Annotated in this window: 21 protein-coding genes; 16 read left to right on the forward strand and 5 right to left on the reverse strand. The window is 57.6% G+C overall.

What is annotated here, in order from left to right; translation table 11 throughout:
* The 4 genes from AKL29_RS09915 to AKL29_RS09930 form a co-directional block, all read right to left on the reverse strand.
* The coding region (locus AKL29_RS09915) for a coiled-coil domain-containing protein (RefSeq protein ID WP_160321727.1) at positions 1 to 1,953 on the reverse strand (1,953 nt) is incomplete at its 3' end.
* A gap of 123 nt (positions 1,954 to 2,076) precedes the next feature.
* Positions 2,077 to 2,691 (reverse strand): DsrE family protein, encoded by a 615-nt coding sequence (locus tag AKL29_RS09920; RefSeq protein ID WP_028335221.1) that lies wholly within the window; start codon positions 2,689 to 2,691, stop codon positions 2,077 to 2,079.
* Between the two features lie 37 nt (positions 2,692 to 2,728).
* Positions 2,729 to 3,322 (reverse strand): hypothetical protein, encoded by a 594-nt coding sequence (locus tag AKL29_RS09925; RefSeq protein ID WP_244481883.1) that lies wholly within the window; start codon positions 3,320 to 3,322, stop codon positions 2,729 to 2,731.
* Between the two features lie 32 nt (positions 3,323 to 3,354).
* A complete protein-coding gene (locus tag AKL29_RS09930; protein WP_050384012.1) occupies positions 3,355 to 4,359 on the reverse strand; it encodes a TAXI family TRAP transporter solute-binding subunit in 1,005 nt (334 codons plus the stop codon).
* Between the two features lie 616 nt (positions 4,360 to 4,975).
* On the opposite strand from AKL29_RS09930, the gene AKL29_RS09935 reads away from it, so the two are divergent.
* From AKL29_RS09935 to AKL29_RS41745, 13 genes are all read left to right on the forward strand, one after another.
* Positions 4,976 to 6,202, forward strand: coding sequence for a tyrosine-type recombinase/integrase (locus AKL29_RS09935; RefSeq protein WP_050384013.1), 1,227 nt, complete (start codon positions 4,976 to 4,978; stop codon positions 6,200 to 6,202).
* Complete coding sequence (locus AKL29_RS09940) at positions 6,199 to 6,873, forward strand: hypothetical protein (protein ID WP_050384014.1); 675 nt, start codon at positions 6,199 to 6,201, stop codon at positions 6,871 to 6,873. The genes AKL29_RS09935 and AKL29_RS09940 overlap by 4 nt, the downstream gene beginning before the upstream one ends.
* Positions 6,874 to 6,938: 65 nt before the next feature.
* Positions 6,939 to 7,214 carry a hypothetical protein gene (locus tag AKL29_RS41720; RefSeq protein ID WP_152977498.1) on the forward strand — a complete coding sequence of 92 codons (276 nt, stop codon included), beginning with the start codon at positions 6,939 to 6,941 and terminating at the stop codon, positions 7,212 to 7,214.
* A gap of 6 nt (positions 7,215 to 7,220) precedes the next feature.
* Positions 7,221 to 7,640, forward strand: a complete 420-nt coding sequence (locus tag AKL29_RS41725; protein WP_152977499.1) for a hypothetical protein — start codon at positions 7,221 to 7,223, stop codon at positions 7,638 to 7,640.
* A complete protein-coding gene (locus tag AKL29_RS09945) occupies positions 7,637 to 8,692 on the forward strand; it encodes a bifunctional DNA primase/polymerase (RefSeq protein ID WP_050384015.1) in 1,056 nt (351 codons plus the stop codon). Before AKL29_RS41725 ends, AKL29_RS09945 begins: the two co-directional genes overlap by 4 nt.
* Positions 8,689 to 9,834 (forward strand): AAA family ATPase, encoded by a 1,146-nt coding sequence (locus tag AKL29_RS09950; RefSeq protein ID WP_082190533.1) that lies wholly within the window; start codon positions 8,689 to 8,691, stop codon positions 9,832 to 9,834. Before AKL29_RS09945 ends, AKL29_RS09950 begins: the two co-directional genes overlap by 4 nt.
* Before the next feature lie 438 nt (positions 9,835 to 10,272).
* Positions 10,273 to 11,868, forward strand: coding sequence for a recombinase family protein (locus AKL29_RS09955; RefSeq protein ID WP_082190534.1), 1,596 nt, complete (start codon positions 10,273 to 10,275; stop codon positions 11,866 to 11,868).
* Positions 11,846 to 12,724 carry a ParB/RepB/Spo0J family partition protein gene (locus AKL29_RS09960; RefSeq protein WP_050384018.1) on the forward strand — a complete coding sequence of 293 codons (879 nt, stop codon included), beginning with the start codon at positions 11,846 to 11,848 and terminating at the stop codon, positions 12,722 to 12,724. The genes AKL29_RS09955 and AKL29_RS09960 overlap by 23 nt, the downstream gene beginning before the upstream one ends.
* A 3-nt stretch (positions 12,725 to 12,727) precedes the next feature.
* Entirely contained in the window at positions 12,728 to 13,624 is an 897-nt protein-coding gene (locus tag AKL29_RS09965; protein ID WP_050384019.1) for a plasmid partitioning protein RepB C-terminal domain-containing protein, read from the forward strand.
* A 1,834-nt stretch (positions 13,625 to 15,458) separates the two neighbouring features.
* The gene (locus AKL29_RS09980) at positions 15,459 to 15,926 is read left to right on the forward strand and encodes a hypothetical protein (protein WP_050384022.1); all 468 of its coding nucleotides are present in this window, start codon (positions 15,459 to 15,461) and stop codon (positions 15,924 to 15,926) included.
* A 1,187-nt stretch (positions 15,927 to 17,113) separates the two neighbouring features.
* On the forward strand, positions 17,114 to 17,560 hold the full coding sequence (locus AKL29_RS41740) for a hypothetical protein (protein ID WP_152977502.1): 447 nt from the start codon (positions 17,114 to 17,116) through the stop codon (positions 17,558 to 17,560).
* Positions 17,561 to 17,841: 281 nt separating this feature from the next.
* Complete coding sequence (locus tag AKL29_RS09990; protein WP_050384024.1) at positions 17,842 to 18,693, forward strand: PGN_0703 family putative restriction endonuclease; 852 nt, start codon at positions 17,842 to 17,844, stop codon at positions 18,691 to 18,693.
* Between the two features lie 398 nt (positions 18,694 to 19,091).
* Entirely contained in the window at positions 19,092 to 19,316 is a 225-nt protein-coding gene (locus AKL29_RS41745) for a hypothetical protein (RefSeq protein ID WP_152977503.1), read from the forward strand.
* A 393-nt stretch (positions 19,317 to 19,709) separates the two neighbouring features.
* On the opposite strand, the gene AKL29_RS10005 is transcribed toward AKL29_RS41745, so the two are convergent.
* Positions 19,710 to 20,123 carry a hypothetical protein gene (locus tag AKL29_RS10005; RefSeq protein WP_063779900.1) on the reverse strand — a complete coding sequence of 138 codons (414 nt, stop codon included), beginning with the start codon at positions 20,121 to 20,123 and terminating at the stop codon, positions 19,710 to 19,712.
* A 352-nt stretch (positions 20,124 to 20,475) separates the two neighbouring features.
* Here AKL29_RS10005 and AKL29_RS10010 point away from each other — a divergent pair, with 352 nt between their 5' ends.
* From AKL29_RS10010 to AKL29_RS41750, 3 genes are read left to right on the forward strand one after another with little or no spacing between them, the layout of a single operon-like run.
* Complete coding sequence (locus tag AKL29_RS10010) at positions 20,476 to 20,751, forward strand: DUF4258 domain-containing protein (RefSeq protein ID WP_152977504.1); 276 nt, start codon at positions 20,476 to 20,478, stop codon at positions 20,749 to 20,751.
* Positions 20,752 to 20,758: 7 nt separating this feature from the next.
* Positions 20,759 to 22,384 (forward strand): hypothetical protein, encoded by a 1,626-nt coding sequence (locus AKL29_RS10015; RefSeq protein ID WP_050384028.1) that lies wholly within the window; start codon positions 20,759 to 20,761, stop codon positions 22,382 to 22,384.
* 12 nt (positions 22,385 to 22,396) lie between these two features.
* Positions 22,397 to 23,272, forward strand: a complete 876-nt coding sequence (locus tag AKL29_RS41750; RefSeq protein ID WP_152977505.1) for a GIY-YIG nuclease family protein — start codon at positions 22,397 to 22,399, stop codon at positions 23,270 to 23,272.
* Positions 23,273 to 23,359 lie beyond the last annotated feature (87 nt).

Here is a 23,359-nt window from a genome sequence, read left to right on the forward strand (position 1 = left end):
GGCGGACCGCTCATGCTCCCTTTGCAGGTCGGCCGCGCCGCTCTTTTCCACCACCTTCAGCCGGGATACTTCCTCGTCTGCTTTCGTCACCAGCGCCGTCTTGGTCGCGACATCGCGCCGCGCTGCCGCAAGATCCTGCTCCAGCCGGTCAGCCCGCGCCGCTTGCAGTGAGTTCTGCAACTCTGCCGCACCGCTTTCCCTTTCCCGCTTCAGTCGGGCGGTTTCCTCGCTCGCTTTCGCCGCGAGCGCGGTTTGCGTCTCGACATCGCGGCGGGCAGCCGCAAGATCTTGCTCCAGCCGCACCAGTCGCTCACGTTCGTCCGGTGTGGCTTTGTGAACCGAAGCTGCGCCGCTCTCGGCCGCCTGCCTGAGCTCCGCCGCTTCTTCACCGGCCTTGCGTGCCTGCGCCTCGAAGGCGTAGATCGTGCTTCGCGTCTGGGAAAGCTCCTGTGCCAGCGCGTCGGCCTTCGCGCGCGATTCCCGCAGTTCGGCGGCCCCGGCCTCCACCGTCCGCTTCTGCCGCAGGGCTTCATCGGCCGCCTTTGCCGCCATCGCGGTCTGGGCCTCGACATCACGCCGCGCGACCGCAAGATCCTGCTCCAGCCGCGCGGACCGCTCTCGCTCCTTTTGCAGGGAGCCCTGCGACTCGGCCGCTCCGCTTTCGCTTTGCTGTTTCAGTCGGGAAACCTCCTCGCCTGCTTTGGTCGCCAGCGCGGCCTGGGTCTCGACATTGCTGCGAGCAGCCGCAAGATCCCGCTCCAGCCGCGCGAACCGCTCACCTTCGTCGGGTGCGAATTTGCTGGCCGAAGCCGTGCAGCTTGCAACCGCCTGCTTGAGCTCCGTCGCTTCGTCTCCGGATTTGCGGACTTGGGCTTCGTATGCATAGATCGAGCTCCGCGACAGCGAGAGGTCTCGTGCCAGCGCCTCGGCTCGTTCGCGCAATTGCCTGAGCTCGGCAGCTCCGACGTCCGCTGCCTGCTTCTGCCGCAGAGCTTCTTCCTTTGTCGTTGTCGCCAATGCCATCTGGGTCTCGACATCCTGCCGCGCTGCCGCCAAATCCTGCTCCAGCTGCGCGCTCCGCTCGCGCTCCCGTTGCAGGGACGACTGCAGCTCCATAGCGCCGCTCTCACGCATCCCCTGCAGCCGGGAAACCTCCTCGCCTGCCTTTGCCGCCAGCGCAGTCTGGGTCTCGACGTTGCGGCGCAACGCCTCGAGATCCTGCTCGAGCCGCGCGGACCGCTCGCGCTCCCGCTGTAGATCAGCCGCGCCGCCTTCCGCCGCTGCTTTCAGCCCAGACGCTTCCTCACCCGTTTTTGTCGCCAGCACGGTCTGGGTTTCGACATCACGCCGCGCTGCCGCCAGATCCCGCTCCAGGCGCTCCGCCCGCTCACGCGTCTCTTGCAGGGAGTTCAGCAACTCCGCGCCGCCCTGCGCGGCCTGCTTCTCTTGGACCGCCTTGTCCGTCAACGCGGCCTGGGCCTCGATATCGCGGCGCGCCGCCGCGAGACTCTGCTCCATCGACTCGGCCCGATAGCGCTCTTGCTCGAGGCGTTGCAGCAACTCGATGTCACGTCTTGCATTCGTCAGTTCGCAGGAGAGCGACTCCGCCCAGTTGTATTCCCGTTTCGAAGCCTGCCCCGTGTCGCTGACGCTCGCTTGGGCAACCTGCACCGGTCTGTCATTACCGCCTCGACCCGGCGGCGAGGCTTCGAGAGCGCCGCTCCTTGCCGCTTCGATGAAACCGAGACTGCGGGCGGCCGCCGCATGCTGCGGTTGCGTCGACGGGCCCGCCGGGGCCGGGGACGCCCGTGTTTCCGGCGCGCACGCCATTGCGAGCAAGGCAGCGGTCGTCCACGACAGCGCGGACCGTCCCGCCTTGGGCAGCAGCCGGCACGACGAATCTGCGACGTCGCAGCGGGCAACTTCCTTGTCCTTGAGGATCACCGGGCCCATCTGCAATCACCTGCCGCGCGGCGACACGATCTGTTGAGGTACGGCATTATGCGCCGTACCGCAGCGCGAAGCCTACAGCCCGCATGGAGGACCCCACCCACCCCTTTCGGGTTAGGCCGCAGATCACGGCTTCACATAGGACCAGCCCTTCTCCTGCAGTTCCATCACGCGCACGACGCCTGACTTCACCACCTCCGCCTGGCGAACAATCGGGATGTCCTTGTTTTCGGCCTTGTGCATTTTTTCCTGGGTATTGCCGCAGGCCTTGAACGAGACCTCCGGCGTGCTCAGCGCCATTTCCTCAAGACGGGCTTTCACCGGCGAGGTGTCGTCGCGCAGCATGTGCAGGCCGGGTCCGAAGGTGACCACCTCGATCTTCACCTTCTCGCCGAGATCCTTGTAATACTGCGCAACGTTGATTGCGTTGTTGAGCGCGAGATTCATGGCTGCGGGATCGTTCGTGTTCACCTGCAGGATCAGGTTGTGCGACTTGGCGTTGGATGGAAGCCGGGCGTTGGCGTTGAGAGGAGACCGTTCCCTCTTGTGGGTCGTCGCCTTGCGCGAGACGTGAACCCTTTGGACCTTTTCTGAAACGTGCTGATAGTCCGCAGTGCGGTTCGTTGTTGTCGGTGTCCAATATCGTCCGCCGCCTTGCTCCGCCGCAGCGTATGAAGCGGCCAAGAGCGCCGTTGCGGCTCCGATGATGGTTACCTTCGCAATATGCTGAAACACGCGCATGGATACCTCTCCTGTTAAAGACACGTTATTCAAATCCCTAGCCGTTGGGTTTTGCGGTCGGTTGTGGCCACCTGCAGGCAGCGGTGATCTTCGCGCGCACCACATCCATCCCGCCCAACGGAAACACCGCATCCAGCGCCGGTCCGGTACGGGGTGCGAGGTGAATACTGAGACCTCCGCCGTCCGGAAGGGACTGCAGCAAGCGAATCACGTCGCCGCCGAACGCAACGCCGATCCCGGACGCGGGCACGGCTGCCGCGACCTGCTGCGGCGGACCGTCGTTGATGCGGTAGGAAATCGCATATCCATCGCCGCGACCGGACACGCGGGATCCGGCGACGATCAGTTCGCTCCGCCCGCCATGGCAGCGAATCGAAAGCGTCATTCCGCTTTCGCCGGCACCGTCGCGCGATGACGTCGTGGCGGTGGCGACCGGTGAATAGTCGAGCGGTGAAGTGGTCAGGCTAACGACCCAGCTGTTACCCTGGTTCGCCTGGGGCAGCGGTGACGCCCGCGGTGTCTTTTCGGAGCACTCCGGCCGTTCGGAGCGTTCCTTGGCGGAGCAATCGCGGAGTTGGGCGATCTGGCGAAGTCCTGCCGCCGGCGCCGAAGCAATGCCGCTTGCGAGCAAGACTCCAGCCACCGCGCAGGTCGCCGCGCGTCTCATTGCGATGGATTTGCGGCGGCGCGCGGCTCGCGATCGAGCCACGCCTGCGCTGCGGGGAAGCGCGTCAGGCCGGGAACGGTTGCGGCGAGATTGATCGTCTTCCACTTTTGGTCGAAGCCCGGCTGCTGCAGCTTGTCGATCCGCGAGAACAGGTACTCCACGAAGCGCGCAAGGCGCTCATAGCGATTCGACTTTGTCGGAAAGTTGAAAGCCACCAGAGCGGTCGGCACCGCGATTGTCGTGACGCGCTCGCCCTGCTTGATGAGATTGGGATACTCCGTGGCCTCGAGCGAGGCGGGAAGATAAAAGTCTTCGAACCTCCTGTCATAGGGAACAGGCAGGAACTTGAACCCCGGCTCCCAGCGGCCGCGCACGAAAGCATCCACCGGCTTCGAGGTGATGAAGACGACCGCGGCCATCTCGCCCTTGCGCATCTGCTCGAGCGCGACCTGATGGGGAATGAAGGTTTTTTCCACATCGAGGCCAAGGCGGCTGAAGATCAGCGGCCCCGAATAGGCTGCCGCAGTACCCAGATTATTGAAGTTCACCTTCTTGCCGGCGAGATCACTCAGGCTTTGGATCTCGGGACGAACGAAGATATGCAGTTCGGACGGAAACAGGTTCAGCACGAAAGCCAGCCGTTGCTGGATATCGGGCACCTGGCTCCTGTATTCCTCGAGCACGTCGGAATTGATGATGGCGGCATCGATGCCGCGCAAATACAGCAGTGAGTTCACATTCTCCGTCGGGCCGCGCGTCACGACCGGCAACACATGCAGCTTGTCGCCATCGTCCACGACGCGGGCGATTTCGGCCGCAAGACGAATGGGCGCGCCCTCGAGCAGGCCCCCAGCGAGGCCGACCGTCCAGGCATTCATCGTCACCTGCGGCTTTTGCGGCGGTGGCTCACGTCGCAATTGGCGCGGTGCAGCAGGTTGCGCCTGTGCATCCACGGTGGACAGCGGAACGGTCGTAAGCAGCGGAATCAGCAGCGCCAGCATGCGCAACGGGTGCAATTCCCTTTTTGCGGTCTGTCCCATGGGATCTGCGCCCTCGCCGATCGGTCATTTTGTCGTAGTTTCATGCAGTTCATCGGCGCGCGCTATTTCTCCGCATGGGGGAGCCCACTACTCCTTCCGGATTATCCATTGTGCGTGTCCCCACGCCGCGGCAGCGAGGGATCGGCGTCCCGTACGGCTCGATCGCGGTCTGCAATTCGGCCGGCATCGGCAATGGCGTTTTGCCGCGTTGTTGTCGTTCTGCCGACGATCGGCGGCTTCGGTGCGGCAATTCCGCCCCGACCACGTCCCATGAACGGCTTCTGCTATTGCCCTGGCCATCGGCGTGCATTCAGCACAACTTGCGAACGCAAGCGGACGCAACCGTAGTTTGGCGTACAAGGATCGTGGAAATGGCGGAGAGAGTGACCGCCGTTTTAGTGCCCGGCACGGCCCAGAGAGGCTCGAAACGCCCCCGTTGCAGAAGCTAAGAAAGCCCTGCGCCGTAAGCATTTCGCGACTTGTTCCTGCCCGTTTTGACCCGATATTACCCGATAGGTGCCGCTCCAGCCGGGCCGGGAGTACAGCCGGGGGTTTGGGAATCCAGGAATACTAACCTATGCCATTGACTGCAAAGCAGGTCGCAAAACTCTCCGAGCCGGGCCGCTATGGTGATGGTAGGGGCCTCTACTTGCAGGTGACAGCTACCGGCGGTCGCTCGTGGCTCCTGCGTTACGAGCGCGGTGGGCGCGAGCGCGCGATGGGCCTTGGCCCAGTCGCCGACTTCACGCTCGAGGAAGCTCGTGAGCGCGCTCGTAGAGCACGACAGTTGCTAAAAGATGGGATCGACCCGATCGATGCTCGAACCGAGGAGCGCGCCAGCCAAGCCGCCGAGCGCGCCGTGGCCGCAGCAGCGAGTGTGAGCTTCAAAGAATGCGCCGACCAATATTTCAAGTTTCACTCGCGCAAATGGAATAATGCCAAGCACGCGGCACAATTTCTCTCGACATTGAAGATGTACGCCTACCCGACGTTAGGAAAGCTACCCGTTGCAGCAATAGACAAAACACTGGTCCTTAAGGCGATCGAGCCGATTTGGTACACTAAGACCGAAACAGCGAGCCGGGTCCGCGGTCGAATTGAAGCTGTTCTCGATTTCGCGAAGACACGGGGCTATCGGACCGGAGAGAATCCAGCTACCTGGGACGGCAACTTGGTCCACGCCCTCCCCGCGCGCAACACTATTGCGAAGATCGAGCACCACGCGGCACTGCCTTTTCCTGAAGTACCAGATTTTATTGCCCAGCTCGCCGCTCGCGAGGGCATTGCGGCCAGGGCGTTGGAGTTCACTATTCTTAACGCCAGCCGCACGAGCGAAGTCATCGGTGCTCATTGGTCAGAGATCGCTCTGGATAAGAAACTTTGGACGATCCCCGCCGGACGCATGAAGGCAAAGAAAGAGCATCGCGTGCCACTGACCGGCCGTTCACTCGAAATTTTGAAGGCGATGCCGCGTGAAGGAGATTTTGTATTCCCCGGCGGCCGCAAGGGCCTTCCAATCTCAAATATGGCGATGGCCGAAGTGCTGAAACGCATGGGTCGACGGGACATAACCGTCCATGGCTTCCGGTCGACATTTCGGGATTGGGCGGCGGAGCAGACCGGCTATCCGAATCATGTCGTCGAAATGGCACTTGCCCACGTGATTGGGAACAAGGTGGAAGCTGCCTATCGGCGCGGGGATCTGTTCGCCAAGCGCGCTCGCCTCATGGCCGATTGGGCGAGGTATTGCAACCTACCGAAACGTTCGGGTGATGTCGTTGCTATGCGGAAGGACCTGAAATGATCGACAAAAGTGAGATTCCGGCGCTTCTCGAAGCCATGAACGTCAGGGATCGCCACTTTCCCCTTAGCCTCGTTGATGACGGGCAGCTTGATTTCGTTATCCCGGATGAAATGTTCCTACCCGGGAAGGGGCAATACCAAGGCGAGATTCGCAAGGCCCTCGATATTCTCAGGCCTACCGCTACGGAGCGGGCGACGTGCCGAGAAACTATCAGATATGCCATCAGTTTCGTTAATCGTGCCGAAGAGGAACAAAGAATCCGATCGCCACGATCCAAAGAAACCGTAAGGGCCGTGAAGCGCCTCGCCGAAGCAATAAGCAGGGCCAAGGTCGCCTATAATGACTTGCCACCGCTCCAGCAAATTCAATTCGACAAAGTATTCGACCTTAAGGGCGCGATCGACTTCTGCGAACAGCTAACGTCCGAGTGGGAGAAGCTACCAATGCCGCTAGGGCGCGCCAGTCATCGTCAGCGTGTAGCGGTGGAGATGGCCTATAAACTGACAGAGTACTGGCTGGTCAAGAAAAGGGGCCTCGTTGAGGCCATCAAGCTGACGCGCAAAAATGATTGGCACCAGCTCTCCAGCATTTTGTTTGGTGACCCCAAGATTGATCTGCTTGCTCACATGACGCGGTATCAACGATCTAGCCGCAAACCGGGTGCCAAATAGTCCCGGTTCGCGGTTACGGGTGACGTTATGACTCTCCACCTGGCAATAAAACCTGGAGAGCCCCAATGGCAAAACGCCGGCGTCACCCCATCGACAATCAGCCAATAAATGCCGACTGGTTCTATCGCGTCGCCGACGGTCATCGCTTTTTTGGCTACCGCGCCACTGCACTGGCCGGAAAGATTGCTAACGGTGAAATCCCGTCCCCCGTTTCGCTCAGCGACACGGGCAGAGCAAGAGGATGGTTTGGTCGCGCCATTATCGAGTGGCAAACGGAACGTGAGGCAAAGGCACGCGCCAAAATAAGCGCCGATGCTGCGCCCACTCGAAAGAACGGGTGATGCAGCATGACATACGCAAAGGAAAGAGCCGTCGAGAACGGCAAGCCGGATCAGGTTGCCAAAAATTCTATAAGCCGCAAGAAGGCCGCGTCCAGCCAAAGTGTGCCTACAACGAAAGCCGCCACAAACAGCAGTGATTGGACCGACAGTGACAAAATCTGGGAAGCCTGTAGCAAAGCGATGGATGCCGCCGCGTCGCTCAAGGCGCAGACGGACGCAAGGTTGCAGTTGGCGGCTCGTCATCTTGGCTTTGCGGAAATTGGAGACCGCAGGTGGGTGAAGCAGTGTCGTTTTTGTCGACGCAAAGTGGCCCTGCTCGCAACTACAAGCGGTGACGTCCGCGTCTCTGGATACGAATCTGGCCTGACCTGTTCCGCTATTCCCAGCATTCAGAAATGGCTTTTCGATAACGGGTTTCAGTCATGAAGGGCCACGTGGAAGCAGCCTTGGCCTGCGCCGCGCAGGGCTGGTACGTTTTCCAGGCGCGTTTCAAGTTGTCAAAGCCAGGCAAGTGGACCAAGCAAGGTCGCTGGTCCGGCAAAAGGAAGAATGGCCTCAACTGGGCGATGACGAAAGATCCTGAGGAGATACAAAGGCTCTGGACCATGTATCCGGACGATCCGCTCGGCATTCCGACAGGATCGGTAAATGGCTTCTTTGTTCTCGATGTCGATACTCCCAGCGTCACGGGTCACAAGCACGACGGCTTTACCGCGCTTCGCGCCTTGGAGGACAGGCACGGGCCGCTCCCATCCACATTGATGGCGGAATCGCCAACCGGATCGGTGCATTATTACTTCAAGTTGCCGATGGGTAAGAAGATCAAGAATAGTGCGTCCGACATCTTGATTGAAGGTGAGACCCGCGCACTCGGTATCGACATTAGGGGCGAAGGCGGCATGGTAATCGCGCCGCCGTCGAGTCATCCAAGCGGCGGCCAATATCGATGGCTGAATGGCCTCGACATAGCCCAAGCGCCTCGGTGGTTGGTAGAACTTGTGCCCAAGTCAGGCGAAGACTCGCGGAAAAGGCGTGTTGCGCAACCACAAGCGTCAACCAAACGCGAAGCCGCTGATATCCTGACTCCGACAGAAGCCGCCATGATGCGGGCCGACCGCGGCGCCGGCATTTCACTTCGCCCAGAAGATAATCCCTTCGTCTATCTGCCTGAGCCGGCTAAGGAAATTGAGCTAAAGATCAGAGCAGCTCTGTCGGTCATTCCCAGCGACGACTACGAGATTTGGTATCGCATCGGCGGTGCAATCCACACCGCACTCGGCGATGCAGGTTACAAGCTATTTGATGAGTGGTCGCAACAGTCCACCAAATACGATCCCAGAGAGTGTGAGCGTAAGTGGCGAGACTGCGGCCATCTACGGTCGATCGGGATCGAGACCGTCTTCTGGTACGCGGATCAATTCGATCGCGGCTGGCGCGCGCTATATCGTGGGCTGCTTAGCGGCGAGGTGACGGCATGAGTATGCCATCAATCAAACAGCTAAAAGCAACTAAGCTGGTTGACTCGAACGGTTACGACCTGGTTTGCGCTAAGGATGTCGTCATCAAGGCAAAACAATGGATCTGGCCTGGTCATCTGCTTCGAGGCGCCCAGGAATTACTTACCGGCATTCCGGGTCTCGGGAAATCGCAGACGCAAATTCACTTTATCGCCTGCGTGAGCGCCGGCCTCGCGTGGCCAGATGGTGCCAAGGCATTGCCCGTTGCGAATGTGATCATGCTGACGGCCGAAGACGTATTGGACGATGAGGTGGTGCCGAGGCTGCTGGCCGCTAATGCCGGCTTAGATCGCGTGCACATTCTTAAGAGCATAAAGCGGGATGGTCAGAATCGTCAGTTTCTACTCGGCGACGATCTCGACATATTGGAGAAGGCCGTGACCGACATAGGAGAAGTCGGCCTTATCACCATCGATCCTATCACCGCGTTCATGGGCGGAAAGCTGGACAGTCACAAGACGACAGAGGTTCGTAGCCAGCTAGGGCCTCTAAAGGATTTCGCCGAGCGCAATAACATCGCGATTTCGACGATCACCCATCCAGCAAAGAGTGCAGGGCAAAAGGCCATCGACCACTTCATTGGCAGTCAAGCATTTATTGCCGCTGGACGAATTGGGCATGTGTGCGCCGAGGAACTCAAGGAGGACGAAGACGGCTCGATGATTCCGACTGGTCGCGTACTCTTCGCCAACGCGAAGAGTAATGCGCACGTAAGGATGCCAACACTAGCATATCGCATCGCGGAAACCGTCGTCGGTCAGGACCCCGCAACACACGACAGCATCGCGGCGCCACGCGTAGTGTGGGAAGGCGTGGTGGACATCACCGCCGATCAAGCTGTCGGTGCCGCCTCGCGGGGCGGCGGCAACGACAAGAGGAGGAAGCCGCGCGGCGAGCAGCAAAAGGTTCAAGCGTTTCTACAATCCATCATGGACCGCGCGCAGCCAGAGCTAGATGGCAGTCGGACGGTGCCCGCAAAGCATGCGATCGAGGAGGCTACGAAACGCGGCATCACAGCAGAGCAGATCAAGACCGCGCGAAAAAACATGGGCATCAGCTCAAAACAAACGGCAAACGGCTGGGTTTGGCGAGAGGAATTTTGAACCGGACGGTCTCATTGGACCCGACAGCCCTTCTGCCCTTCTGGCCGCAGAATCACATGCTTGGTCTCAGTAGGGGTCGCATTCTGCCCAGAAGGTACCCTCTGCCCCAGAAGGTGGCTAAGCATATGGTTTTGTTATCAGAAAGGCAGAAGTTGCTAAATTCTACTCAAAGCCACCCCTTGCAGCATGGACACATGCACGGCCTCCGCGGGCCTAGCAGCGGGAATGAGGCGCTTCTCTGCGTAAGCTATCCGAATGGGGCGCTTGGGAGTTCGATGCGCCAGTGGCCCCGGAAGCCGGCCTCACGGGCCCAGCCGCGGGCCTCCGCGAGGACCTGATCCGTGACGCGCTGTAGCAAACAAGCTGGCATGCGACACGGGGCCTAGTCTCGTCGTCCCGGCCAGATCATCACGTATTCTTGACGTTAGTGGGGCAGTCATGACTGTCTTAGGATCATCAAATGTACCTACTTCCGCAACGCGCGTTGATGCGCGGTCGCTTGCGGCCGAATACGTGCGCATGTCGACCGACCATCAACAGTACTCAACCGCCAATCAATCACAGGCGATTCGCGAATATGCTGCTCGGCACGGCTTTCAGATACAGACGACTTACGAAGACAGCGGCAAGAGCGGCTTGAACTTAGATGACCGAGACGCGCTAAAGCAGCTCATCAACGACGTGCAAAGCGGAGCAGCGGAATTCTCGACAATCCTGGTTTACGACGTCAGTCGTTGGGGCCGCTTTCAGGATGCTGATGAAAGCGCCTACTACGAATACATCTGCAAACGAGCCGGCATCTCGGTGCGCTATTGCGCCGAACAGTTCGAGAATGATGGAAGCCCTGTTTCGACCATTGTGAAAGGTGTCAAGCGGGCCATGGCCGGCGAATACAGCCGCGAGCTATCGGTCAAGGTTTTTGCCGGGCAGCGACGGTTGATCGAACTTGGCTATCGTCAAGGCGGACCAGCTGGCTACGGGCTGAGGCGACAATTGATCGATCAAAATGGCGTGCCCAAAGGGGCGCTGGTTCGCGGAGAGCACAAAAGCATTCAGACCGATCGAATCATCCTTGTTCCCGGCCCCAATGAAGAAATCGAGATTATCCGCTTTATCTACGACAGTTTCGTGCATCACGCCAAAGACGAGCGCGAGATCGCGACCTATCTCAACGATAAGAGCATCCAGACTGATCTCGGTCGCCCTTGGAGTAGGGCTACTGTGCACCAGATCCTGATCAACGAAAAATATGTCGGCAACAACGTCTGGAACCGCTGCTCGTGCAAGCTGAAAGGTCACCGAGTCTATAACCCACCGGAGCGCTGGATTCGACACGACAAAGCGTTTGACTCGATCGTCGATGACGAAACCTTCCAGGCGGCACAGAAGATCATCGACGATCGCGCCAAGACCTATTCCGATGAAGAATTGCTGGACTTGTTGCGGGGCTTGCTCGAAAAGCACGGCTACCTGTCTGGCATCATTATCGACGAGTTGGAGCTTGGGCCCTCGAGCAGCGCCTACCGGGCTCGATTCGGAAGCCTTGTCCGGGCATATGAACTGATCGGTTTTACCCCAGAGCGTGACTACCGCTATATTGAGATTAACCGGGCACTCCGGCGGATGTATCCCGAGCTGATCGAGACAACGATCCGGGGTATCGAGGATATTGGCGGCACAGTCGAGCAGAACGTCGAAACCGACCTGCTTTCGGTCAATGACGAGTTCACAACCTCATTATGTCTGGTTCGAGCGCAGGAGACGGTGGCCGGCTCATATCGTTGGAAAATTCGCTTCGATGCTGGCCTGCGCCCCGACATCACTGTCGCGATTCGCATGAACCAGATGAACAGCGGCATCCTCGACTACTACCTGTTGCCGCGGTTCGAGATTGAGCACTCGAGTGCTTCGCTGGCCGAAGACAATGGCTTAGTGCTGGATGCGTACCGCTTCGACACCCTGGATATGCTGTTCGAGCTTGCCGCTCGTTCGCAACTGATGGAGGTCAGCTATGGGCTCGGCTCAATCCATTGAGATGATTTCGATCAGCGCGATCGATGTGGTGAACCCACGGGCTCGGAACCGGCGTATCTTCAAAGAGATTATCACGAGCGTTGCCGAACTGGGGCTGAAGCGGCCGATCACGGTGAGACGTAAGATGGGTGACGGCGAGCAGCGCTACGACCTTGTCTGCGGCCAGGGGCGGCTGGAGGCCTACCAAGCGCTCGGACAGCGCGATATCCCGGCGGTCGTCATCGATGCGACCAATGAAGACAGCGCGATCATGAGCTTGGTCGAGAACTGTGCCAGGCGCCAGCATCGCTCAATTGACCTGCTACACGACATCGAAGGCCTACGGCAAAGGGGCTATGAATTCGACGACATCGCCCGCAAGACTGGGCTAACCGTCGAGTATGTGAAGGGTGTGAGCAATTTGTTAGAGAGTGGCGAACAACGGCTATTGCGGGCGGTCGAGGCCGGGCAGTTGCCAGTCAGCATTGCCGTCTTGATCGCCCAGGCCGAAGACAATGATGTCCAGAACGTCCTGCAACACGCCTATGAGGAGAAGCTATTGCGCGGCCAGCGGCTGCTCGCGGCTAAGAAATTGATCGAGCAGCGGCGGCGCCGCGGCAAGGGATACAAGACTGGCCCACGCCGGACCGACGATGCCCCGATCAGCTCGAATGCCCTGCTGCGGGCGTACCGGCAAGACGTTGACCGCAAGCGTGTCCTGGTCCGCAAATCCAACAGCACCAAGGCGCGGCTGGTTTTCATTCTCGAGGCTCTACGGAAGCTGCTCACCGAGCCGGACTTTCTGACGATTTTGGAAGGCGAAAAGCTCGATACGTTACCCAAGAACCTTGCGGTCCGCCTGCACGGCCAGGGATGAGCCATGGCGCGCCGACCCCATATTTCTGTCCGCATGAGCTTTGAGGAGCGCACACTGGTCGCCCGACTTGCTGACATACAGCCCCTCAAGCTCGTGTCGGAGGAGGTCAAGCGCTCGGCAAAGTACCGCCAAATCGCGGCCTCGATCGCCGAAATCGGATTGGTCGAGCCGCCAGTCGTGGCGCGCAGCCGCGACACCACCGGCAAGTTCCTGCTGCTCGATGGCCATCTGCGGTTGGAGGTCTTGAAGGACTCTGGTCTGGCGGAAATCGAATGCCTGGTGTCGACCGAGGACGAGGCCTTCACCTATAACAAGAGGGTCAACCGCATCGCGATCATTCAGGAACATCGGATGATCCTCAAAGCGATCGAGAAAGGCGTCTCGGAGGCGCGGATCGCCAAAGCACTCAATGTCGATGTCGCCAGCATCCGTCGGCGACGCAAACTGTTAGATGGCATCTGCGCCGAGGCGGTTGAGCTGCTCAAAGAAAAGCATTTGACACTCAACACGTTTTCAGAACTGCGCAAACTTGCTCCGATTAGACAGATCGAGGCGGCTGAGCTGATGATCGCGATGAACAATTTTTCGAATAGCTATGTGCGCTCGTTGGTGGTGGCGACGCCGCGCGGTCAACTGGCGGCCGGCTATACGCCGCGCCAACCCAAGGGTCTGTCGGACGAGCAGGTCGCGCTGATGGAACGGGAATCAGCCTCCCTCGCCCGCGAATTCAAGGTCGCCGAACAAACCTATGGGACCGATCATCTCGATCTGGTGTTGGCGGTCGGCTACGTCTCAAAGCTGTTGCGCAATGGCAAGGTCGTTGGCTACCTCGCCAAGCACTTCCAGGAGCTGCTATTCGAATTCCAGCGGATCACAGAATCTGAGTCGACCACGACCTGACCATCACTCTTCCTGGCCTTTAATCAAATTGGCTGCATTCGAGTATTTGAATTTGATGGAATCCCGTCCCGACCGAATGGCACTGAGCAGATCGATGAGGTATGGACGAACCGTCTGCCGCTAAGTGAAGGACGCTTGGTTCTAAAAAGGATGCGAGCACTCCCATCACCCCCACGTTAGGCGCCGGAAATCTTGAAGCTAGTGGGGCTAGTAACGTCAGAAGGCCACGATCAAACTTGATTTGTCGCCGAGAAATAATTCTCCACCCAAGCTTTCGCGAATTGTGCGCGTCACGGCGCTACTTCGGCTCCTTCGCATGACCTACCTTTACGATGATCTTACCAAACGTCTCGTGCCGCTCACGCCCCCCAAAACTAGCGACATCGCGATCCAGCTTTAACAAATAGAGCCGATTTTCTTCGTCACCGTAAACGTTCGTTCGCCGAACCGTTGGCATGATGCCGATGCTTAGCTGAAAAACCTTCCGAAGTTCCATTTCGCTAGCACCATCAATTCGCCTCGGCACAAGGGAAGCGTGGCCATAGACATTCACTTCCGTCACAGGAAGCGCCAAATGCGCGCGAGCTCTTTTGCAGCAAGCAATTCGCACCGCGAAGCGATCAAAACTGGATTGCGCGTCGCAAAGGTAGTCCGAGCAAGGTGATGCGCCTCAAACCTACATTTACACGCCACGCTCGTCTGACAGGGACAGCACTCATCTGACCGTCGCGCTCGACATCGTCCTCCGACTAAAGTGGACACCGATCCACGAGTTGGAGCGCTACATGCGGTGTAAGGAATGCTCGCGCAGGACCGACCACCCGTACGTCCGCGGCTTACGCTGATCGTTGATCTTACCTCAAAATATGGGACAAGTGTGGATCGGTAAAACGAGCCAGCTTTCGAACCTAAGCAAGCCGACCTTTGGCGCGTCCTGTTTTCTGTTGCGATGTCTGCCGCTGTCGGCATGGGTGCTAGCTCCGCCATACGGTTCGTGCGCGGCCACTGATCCACAGGCGCATAGGGCTATTCCTGGAGCGAGACGATTGCCCGTACTTTCCGGTACAGACCGGGCGCGTCGATTGTTAAGTCCCGCGCATGCCCACTACTCACAGCCACAGAGGCGTCACGTTCAGCGCGACCCGCCAATACGACGACCAATTCGAGGTCGTCATTGAGCTAGACGACGAATTGATACGAACCACCGTGCGCACAAGGCTACCCGAGCTGGCAAAGCGGCGGGTCGAAATGCTCATCAACCGCAAGTTCAAAGAGAAGATCAGACCGATCTAGTTGGGCGCTCATTGCGCTGCTTCAGGGGGCAAGGCAGTCCATTATTAGGCGGGTTGCACATGCAAGGCGCGCTATGCTGAGACTGGCCGATGTCCTCGAACTGTTCAAGCTGATGCGATGACCGAGCCCGCTTGCATTCTCTGCGACGATACCGGATGGGTCTGCAAGAACCACCCGGACCAGCCCTGGACCGGCAATCACGCGTGCCGCTGCGGTGGTGCTGGCGCGCCCTGCCCGAAGTGCAACAGGCCAAAACCGGATGATGAATTTCCGAGGCTCCCTCGAGGATTTCGCAGCATGTTCAGCAAACGCGACCGCCGTCGAAACGGTCCTTGAAAAAGCTACGCCGCCGGGCTCGAAATGGACTGTCCCGACGGCGCCTACTGATCCCCTGAAGTCTCTCAGCGCGGAACGATCTAGCAGCCCATTCGCCGCTGGTTTGTGAACTAGTTTACACTTTCAACGCCGTAGAACCACGGGTTGTGGGCCACTAATGGTTGCAAGATGATCTGCGTTCTTGGTCGGTGGGGATTTTTTCAAAATGCAGGTTGATTTCAAAGGAGTGGTTACGGATTTTGATGGCATCCCACTCGGTGGCTTCTTTCAATTTGCTTCGGACGGATCATTTGGACTTTGCGTCGCCGATGACGGCGGCAAGAGAGCGGCGCTTACGCTACCCACGGCCGATCAAAGGGAGCAAAGAATATGGCTCCAACTCGGCGGCTTGAAGCATCAGCCACTCATCCACCTTCCCCATGCAGTTCTGCGTCCAAAGCTATCCAGTCGCGCTCATGGCGTCACTGGCTCCGGACTGATTTGCGCTGGCGCTCAACACTTCATCCGGGGATACGAAGCGCAGGCCCAATACAAGACGTTCGACGTTGAGAGCGGATTGATCGCTGCTGTGGCCGATCATCAGGCTGTGCAATTCTCGGAGTGGTCTACTGGCCAATTAGTGGATGGTAAATTTGAGGAGCTGTATTCGTTTCCACCTAGCAAGGCATCGTGATGGGACGAGACTGGACAAAGTTAGAGGGGAATGACTACCTCGATCAGCTATTCGTCTGGCATGTCGATGATCTGCTAGCTTGCTGCTACCAGCGGCCCTTGCACCCATTCACCCGTTTGCGGATGGCTCATTCGCTTCGGATACTAACTCTCGATGGCGCTGGTAATAGGCTGGCATTCCACGTTCAAAAACAACGCCGTAGCCGACTCATCGTTCTTGTTGCGGATGTTTATGGCTCCGACGGAGCAGACGCACAAAACCTCCCGCCTGATGTCGTCCCGTTCTTCCCACCGATCACGACGCAATCACATCCACCCGGCATGGCATATCGTCCTTACAAGCTGCAAGATTACCTGGACCATGAAAGACTTATGATTCTTGCACAGCGGCCCATCAAGCCACGCGCCGTGATTACATTCTTAGCAAACAAAATGGGAGGGAGCCACTTGGATGCTAATAGATCATCCGTGATCGAATACTCTCTGAACAAATGGGTCACTATCAATGGAGAAGGTGCCATCTATAATTTCTTTGATAGTTGTGCCTTCGACATTTGCCGATCTCTGATGCCGCTAAGGAATGAGGTAGCGGCAACCTTTGGACAAAAAGCGATTGACGGGCATCGAGACTTCCAAAGGAGCTAACCTCCGTAAAACCACGCCCCCTCTCGACCGTCGGCTGTGGGAGGATTCTTCCTCGCCTGAATAGGCAAAGGCATATTCAAATCACGATTTTCGAGAGTGGCATTGCGATGGCACTGATTGCCTGTGAGGAGTGTGGCAAATCGATCAGCGATCGGGCGGCGAGTTGTCCTCACTGCGGTCTACCGGCGGCCGCCGCCAAAACCGTTGACGGATCGGATGCCACTCCGACGCTGGCAAAGACGACCGACAGTCCGAACAAATTCGTCCTAGCGGACCGTCCTGTAACCTGTCCGAAGTGCGGATCTTGGCAAGTTCACGCGGAGAAGCGAGGCTGGAACATATGGACGGGTCTGCTCATGAGCAGCCGCATCTACATCACTTGTCTAAGTTGTGGTCACCGGTTCAGGCCTGGCGAAAAGCAGCGGACTATGGGCAGCGATCGCCTCGTTTGGACAATCATCATTATAGGTGCGATCATTTGGCTCCTATCCAGAAAGTGACCTTCCAAGCGTCAATAGCGCGATCAAACTCGGAGTGGAGCAATTGCCCGATGAGCCGCGAGAATTCCAAATAAAGCGAATTCGCGAAGTCGTGAATTCCGAAGACGGGCTTTCAATAACAATTCTGATAGACCAGGCGAATGTCGAATGTCCGCAGCAATGGACGATTTCTTACAAGCATGCCGTATGGCTAGCCGATGCAATTCTAAAGGTTTCTCCCGCAGCCGTTAATAACCAAATTCTATCAGGCTCAGTGCAAGGGACGACTATTCCGCCTCAGCGTCTCCTGGTCGAGGATGTGCAACTTCGGGTGAAGCCAGGATCCGACGTTGCCGCAATCTCCGCGGTGGGTACTTGGCTGCCTGACAACGCAGCGGGTACCACAACTCTTCAGATTGATAGACGAGTCGCTGAGGACTTGATTGAGCAGCTCCAAGCATTCCTTGAAGCAACTCGTCAGGGTCTTCCCGTCCATCATGATTGCTCTTGATTCTTTAGCTTGGTGGGACAGGAGGCGGCTGATCTGGTACCATGTCCACGGCATCATCGCCCGGATCGAAGGTTGCCTTGTACGGCTGGATTGCCGCCTTGGACGTCTGCCCGGTCACCGTCCAGCTTCACGTTGACCAGGAACTTGCCCTGATTGGCGCTCGTAACCCCCTAAGATGCAGAGGTCGTCTTCCTTCGGACACTCTAGCCTGATGGCACAACCAATTTGCACCCGCGCTTTCATTTGCTTTTCGGTTAAATTCCATTTTGCAGGAAGGAATCATGGCCAAGTCCATAGCGCCCAGCTATCAACAATCGCTGCAATCGCATCTGGCAGACCATGCAGGAATCGCTCTGGGGATATTGGAAGCGGGGACGTATCGAGGAAAGACGTATCCGCATATCTTGCCCAAGGGACGGCAAGATCTAAACTTGTTAGAGCCCCCACGCGCTGCCTTGCAAGCGTATCTGAAGGCACACCCCCGCGTAAGGCTTCACAAATATTTCCATCACCTCAACTCGTCGCAGGCATTCGTCTTCAATCTCTTCTTCCCTTTCTTCTCCTCTGGCCCAGCGCCTGCAAGAGCACTGAGCCGCGCACTGGGCGTTGACCAGGACGTGACCTCCGACTGGGAATTTGAACACATCGCCGACCTCGATGAAGGCACCAATGCCGACGTCATGTGGCGCACCTCCGAGGCGAGGGTGTTCTGCGAAGTCAAACTATCCGAAACGGGATTTGGCACGACGAAAAATGATCTAAAACATCAACTAAAGCTGCAGAACATCTATAGGCCGCGTCTGACGAGCATAGTCTCTCAGGACTTTCTCAACGAGACGACCTTTTTCAGAAACTATCAGCTCTTGCGCAACATCTCGCTACTGTCGTCAAATGAGGAAGACCAGCTCGTGTTCTTGCTTCCATTCGCGAACCGATCACTTCACAAGCCCTTGCAGACGATCTTAAGCGGGGTGAGACCTCTATTTCGGCGTCGGATAAAGGTCGCATACATTGAAGAGTGCTTGAACAGCCTTGAAACTAACGGGCGTCTTACTGACGAACTTCGCTCGTATGCCTCGAAGCTAAAGGACAAGTACGTGGTATCCGTCTATTCAGCTTCCGCTACTGTATGAGATGTGCGAACAGGTAAAGGACGTCTTAGGCCGCGATCGCAGTGATCAGTGGCTTGGCCCCGACGATGTTCATGGCGCGGGTCCTATGGTCCTCTGGGCCACGTGGGAAATACGAAGCCGTCCACGTTTTTCCGTTGCTATGTCTGCAACGCGGTGAAGACTGAGCAAGAAGTTCGGCGCAGAGCTTTCTGAGGCTGACTAGGACTGGGCGGCTCGTATGGTCCGCTCCACCTCATCGGCCAACACTGGGTGATGGGCCGCCAGCTTGGCAAATAGAGCATCGACGTTCGACGAACCGCCGCCCTTCAAATCAAATGGAATTCACGGGCGGCGGCTGCCTGCGTTGCCGCCCTACTCCAAGCATGGCAAGCTGCCCTTCACTGGTAACAGGGGGACAGATGAACCGGCTTCAGAAATTCGTTGAGCAAGGCGGAGCGACCGATCAACCCGGCCGAACAGCGTATGCTTTCAACGCCACAGTTCTCCCCGAGGCCGGTGTCGACTTCGATTGGCGGCGGGTCGCCGGCTTCAGCGCCGGTGACGAAGTGCTGAAAGACCCCGGTCTGAAGTCTGTTTTTCAAACGGCAATCAAACGAGGATTTGCGATCGTGCCGCGCGGTTGAGCATCATGGCACTTGCGCCTACGACGTATTCCCCGGAGCGCTGGTTGGGGCGCTCGTACCACAGAACCAATGGACGCCAGCTGCTTCTCCAGCATAGCGACCGTAGCAACGAGATTGTTGTGGCGCGCCTTCAAATGCTGCGCGAGCATTGAACGCGAAGTGCCGCTGACGTTCTCCTCCGCGAGGTCGGAGTTCAATAGCTGAATTCTCCAATTGAGATCAGCGATCAGCGCCTGCAGCTGTATCGGGCCTGTAATTCCGGAATGGGACGTCTGGTCCATCGTGATTGCCTCAAGCTGATACAGCTCCCGCCATAGGTCGCTGTATTGCGATGCTTGCAGCAAGGTTAATGCCAACGATGCTTGCGGGGACGGCGCAAAAGCGTCAACCTCTTCATGCCATACGCCGACCGGACCGATCCTTCCCGCGGCGACGACGCGTCCTCTGACGGCGGTTTCGGGGAGGATCAGACGACGTTGCCGCTTCGGTCACCATCGTCGGCGCGGCTTCGATCGCCGGCGGATCGACTGAGCGAAGAGGCGATCTTCGAACGGCGACAGCTGTTTCGAGAGCGGTCAGGAATTGCCGCCCCTCCTGCGTGATCTCCCAGCCGGCGGCGTCGCGAAGAATGAATTTGGCCGAGAAGATATTCAGGTCGGGCGCATGTTCGGCCAACCGCTTCATGCGATCGGTCCAGTCTTTGCCGCTGTTCATCAGGAGTTCGACCGCATCCCGGACTTCGGGAACAGAGGCGCGCCCGGCGGACTGGCCGGCCAGCACTTTCAAGACGGTCAGTTGGAAGGACACTTCCACGTCTCCGGTCTGGCTGGGTGCGAAGTCTAGGCGGGATCGGTTACTGCCACTCCCCAGCAGCACCGCTTGATTTGCGAGACGCCGCACATCGTGGTTGAGCGTGCCTACTCGGACCCCGAAGCATCAACGATTGAGCTATCCGACCTAGCCAACGGTGGAATATGGGGCCGCGAGCATTAAGCTCACGTGAATTTTCATCGTCCACGGTCTTCGGCAACCGGCTGATTATTAGCGTTTTTTTGCCAGTACCAATTTTGATACCAAAATTTAGATATAATTATCCCATTTTGTTGCGGACGCTGGGTTAGCTGGAGGGCAAGGTGAGGCTCAAACCACGGAGCCCACAATGATCAGTCTATCCCGACATGCTCAGCTTCGCGCCCGCCAACGCGGTATCAGCCGAGAAATGATCGAGTTGATGCTGACCAACGCCGACATCGAAAAGAATGTTGGCAGCCACTGCACACTGGTTCGAGTTAGCAAGCGCCACGCCAAAACGATCATGCGATCTGACAAGCTGAGCAAATTTGCGCTCATTTGGAGTGAGGCGCAGGCCGAAGTCGTGACCGTCTTTCCCATCCACAACACGGCCATCGGTCGTCGATACCGATCAAGACATTGAGGGCACCATGGACAACAACATCATACGCTTCCCTCAGCGTCTGGGTGAGCGTCGGTTCTTCTCGGACAGTGACCGTGATCCGAGAGCTCACGAAGAGAGGCGTCGACACATCGAGCAGATGAAACTTCGCGACCTCCAAATGCGGTACAAAAGATCGGCTGATGATGGTCATCTGAAATGGACAAGCCGGGAAGATAGGCTGCGGGCAGCACAAGCACTCGGTTTGTTGATCCATAAGGAAGGAAGAAACGACGCGACCATCGCCGCAATGAAAAGTAAGTGGCGCAAACTCAATAGTGACTCAGAATTTCATATGCACCGCTACTCGATCTCTCCGACGATCGACTTAGCAAACCCAACAATTTTTGAAGAGCAAGCCAACAAAATCAAAACGCGCTTTGTGCGGCCGTACGCCGAACGCGCCAGGTTCATCGCCAACATCAAAGGCCTGGATCCAGACGAAAGCGAGATCAGTATTTTTCGCCATTCGTCCTATTGGCGATCACCGAGCCGCTCTGACCGAGCCAACGATGAAGAAGGGCTTAGGCATGAAACCGCGGACAAGCTAGCATTTCTTCTGCAAGAACTTTGTGCGCGGGTGATACGCGAATCGGACCTTGCGGCGCTATTTGCACGCTTGCGGAGAATTCCCGCGAGGTGGGATGGCCACAGGGCAAGCTTCCATGTCGCAGATGAGAGCATGACTTGTCTGAATCTGGCTGGTTACCAAGATTGGATCGACATGTGGGACGCAGGACCGCCGCTCCCAAGTGTTCCTCTCGTTCGGCTGTGGCACGCCGGCCTGACCTTTCCTATTTGCCTGTGCCAAGAGTCTTGTACCGAGCCGACTGTAACCCCGACAGCCGAAGACCTGGCGCAACCCATAACAGAGTGTGAGGAGCGACAGGCAAATCTGGATATCTATCGGGAGATCGGATTAGTGCTCGCCCCGGCTGCTGCTGATGACACGTGCGGTGCGATGTTCGAGACCCGCGCCCACGCTCGACTGAACGTTCTTGATGACAATGGCGAGATATTAAGCCAGGGCCCCCTTGATGCTTATTCCACTAACAACCTGTCGTCACTTGGACCGGAGCATTCAGCTAGGGTTCTGCTAGGTGACGCATGGCGCAAATTTGTACCGCTGGTAACGCTAGATCAGAATGACGTTGAGGAGGATCTCGCCGCAACAGCTGCCGCGCTCTCAGGCGTCACTGTTAATTCTCCATTCATGTGGGACATTACGCCGTTAGCAGACGACAAGCAGTGCATGGAACAATATTGGCTTTCGTGGACGCCAGTTGATGCTGAGCACGTTGCCCATTGGCTCGATCGAGCTAGGGATGATCGGCATCAGCCAGTCGAGCTCCTAGACCACCCCACGAATCCTTCGATTCCGAGAACTGAAACTTGGTTTCCCTGGCACGTATTCGCACAAAGAGTCGAGGTCGCGATTTACGATGGTCGCCTCGAAGCCGCATTGCGCGGCGCAGTAGCAAGCATTCGAGAGGCCTTCGATACCTACGAAAGCCAATGGAAAAGCCGAATGCAGCAACAGACCGCCGATCGAATCGCGCGTCTCCGTGACGATCTGCTTAGCGGCAACGACACCACTTCCCCGTCCGAAAGCTGAGGTATCGATCGAATGAGCACGTCATCCCAAGATTCAGAAATTAAATCTGGTCGCCTCTTCATCGGCACTCGCTCCAGTGTGCGCAGCTATCTGCGAACGCTGAACGAGACACACTACGTTTACATTCTTCGACGACCAGACGGTCGCCCTTTCTATGTAGGGAAGGGAACGGGCGACCGCCTATTCCACCATTGCAATGAGGCGCGCCACGCGGAGAAAAGTCATAAGCTAAACGTCATTAGATCGATCGCGGATGTTGGCGCAGGATTGATCTATGAAATCGACAGCGTTTACACGGTAGCGCAGGACGCCTATCGACGCGAGAGCGCATTGATTAGGCTTTTCAAACGCGTCCATGAAGGTGGGTGCCTGACCAATGGGACTGCCGGCGGCAGGGGTGGATCCGATCCATCTCCGGAATCTCGCGAGAAACGCCGTCAAACACTTGGCGGAGTTCCTGAAGACGATGCCGACCAAGCGATTTTGAACCGCTTTGTTTTATCGCTGGCAGCACAATTCGGAGTCTCGCCACCTAAGAGCCTCTTCATCAAGCCGGAGCGCAAATTCAAGGCCAAGTCGACGAAAAGGTTTCCGACGTCCCGACGTGAGGCCACCCTCCGCCCGGCATTGGCCCTCGTTGCGAGCGCGCTAAAAAACCGGCTGACTGTCGGTGCTGGATCTAGAATACCCCGAAAACTGCCGGTCGATGGTATAAGCGCGATAATCGAAAACGGGGCCAGCTGCGACATTGCCACGTCGAATATGGCGACGGTTGTAGCCGCGACGATACCAAGCTGCGAATGCTATATGCTCGATCGTAAACAAGCGGATCGGATTGCTAGATTTTTCGGAGCCGAAAAGCTTCGCATGGCGGGAGTGCTCCTATGACTGCTCGAGAGCGCATAACCGAAGCTCGTTGTTGATATCAGTCAGCGCCAGAAGATCGTCCGAGTCGCGATCGGCGTAGCGACAATC

The sequence above is a fragment of the Bradyrhizobium pachyrhizi genome, from assembly GCF_001189245.1.
Classification (GTDB): domain Bacteria; phylum Pseudomonadota; class Alphaproteobacteria; order Rhizobiales; family Xanthobacteraceae; genus Bradyrhizobium; species Bradyrhizobium pachyrhizi.

Excerpts from the sequence above, each read along its gene's own strand:
- AKL29_RS09920 (WP_028335221.1), bottom strand. The coding sequence starts at position 2,691 with ATGCGCGTGTTTCAGCATATTGCGAAGGTAACCATCATCGGAGCCGCA.
- AKL29_RS09930 (WP_050384012.1), bottom strand. The coding sequence starts at position 4,359 with ATGCTGGCGCTGCTGATTCCGCTGCTTACGACCGTTCCGCTGTCCACC.
- AKL29_RS09935 (WP_050384013.1), top strand. The coding sequence starts at position 4,976 with ATGCCATTGACTGCAAAGCAGGTCGCAAAACTCTCCGAGCCGGGCCGC.
- AKL29_RS09940 (WP_050384014.1), top strand. The coding sequence starts at position 6,199 with ATGATCGACAAAAGTGAGATTCCGGCGCTTCTCGAAGCCATGAACGTC.
- AKL29_RS41720 (WP_152977498.1), top strand. The coding sequence starts at position 6,939 with ATGGCAAAACGCCGGCGTCACCCCATCGACAATCAGCCAATAAATGCC.
- AKL29_RS41725 (WP_152977499.1), top strand. The coding sequence starts at position 7,221 with ATGACATACGCAAAGGAAAGAGCCGTCGAGAACGGCAAGCCGGATCAG.
- AKL29_RS09945 (WP_050384015.1), top strand. The coding sequence starts at position 7,637 with ATGAAGGGCCACGTGGAAGCAGCCTTGGCCTGCGCCGCGCAGGGCTGG.
- AKL29_RS09950 (WP_082190533.1), top strand. The coding sequence starts at position 8,689 with ATGAGTATGCCATCAATCAAACAGCTAAAAGCAACTAAGCTGGTTGAC.
- AKL29_RS09955 (WP_082190534.1), top strand. The coding sequence starts at position 10,273 with ATGACTGTCTTAGGATCATCAAATGTACCTACTTCCGCAACGCGCGTT.
- AKL29_RS09960 (WP_050384018.1), top strand. The coding sequence starts at position 11,846 with ATGGGCTCGGCTCAATCCATTGAGATGATTTCGATCAGCGCGATCGAT.
- AKL29_RS09965 (WP_050384019.1), top strand. The coding sequence starts at position 12,728 with ATGGCGCGCCGACCCCATATTTCTGTCCGCATGAGCTTTGAGGAGCGC.
- AKL29_RS09980 (WP_050384022.1), top strand. The coding sequence starts at position 15,459 with ATGCAGGTTGATTTCAAAGGAGTGGTTACGGATTTTGATGGCATCCCA.
- AKL29_RS09990 (WP_050384024.1), top strand. The coding sequence starts at position 17,842 with ATGGCCAAGTCCATAGCGCCCAGCTATCAACAATCGCTGCAATCGCAT.
- AKL29_RS41745 (WP_152977503.1), top strand. The coding sequence starts at position 19,092 with ATGAACCGGCTTCAGAAATTCGTTGAGCAAGGCGGAGCGACCGATCAA.
- AKL29_RS10010 (WP_152977504.1), top strand. The coding sequence starts at position 20,476 with ATGATCAGTCTATCCCGACATGCTCAGCTTCGCGCCCGCCAACGCGGT.
- AKL29_RS10015 (WP_050384028.1), top strand. The coding sequence starts at position 20,759 with ATGGACAACAACATCATACGCTTCCCTCAGCGTCTGGGTGAGCGTCGG.
- AKL29_RS41750 (WP_152977505.1), top strand. The coding sequence starts at position 22,397 with ATGAGCACGTCATCCCAAGATTCAGAAATTAAATCTGGTCGCCTCTTC.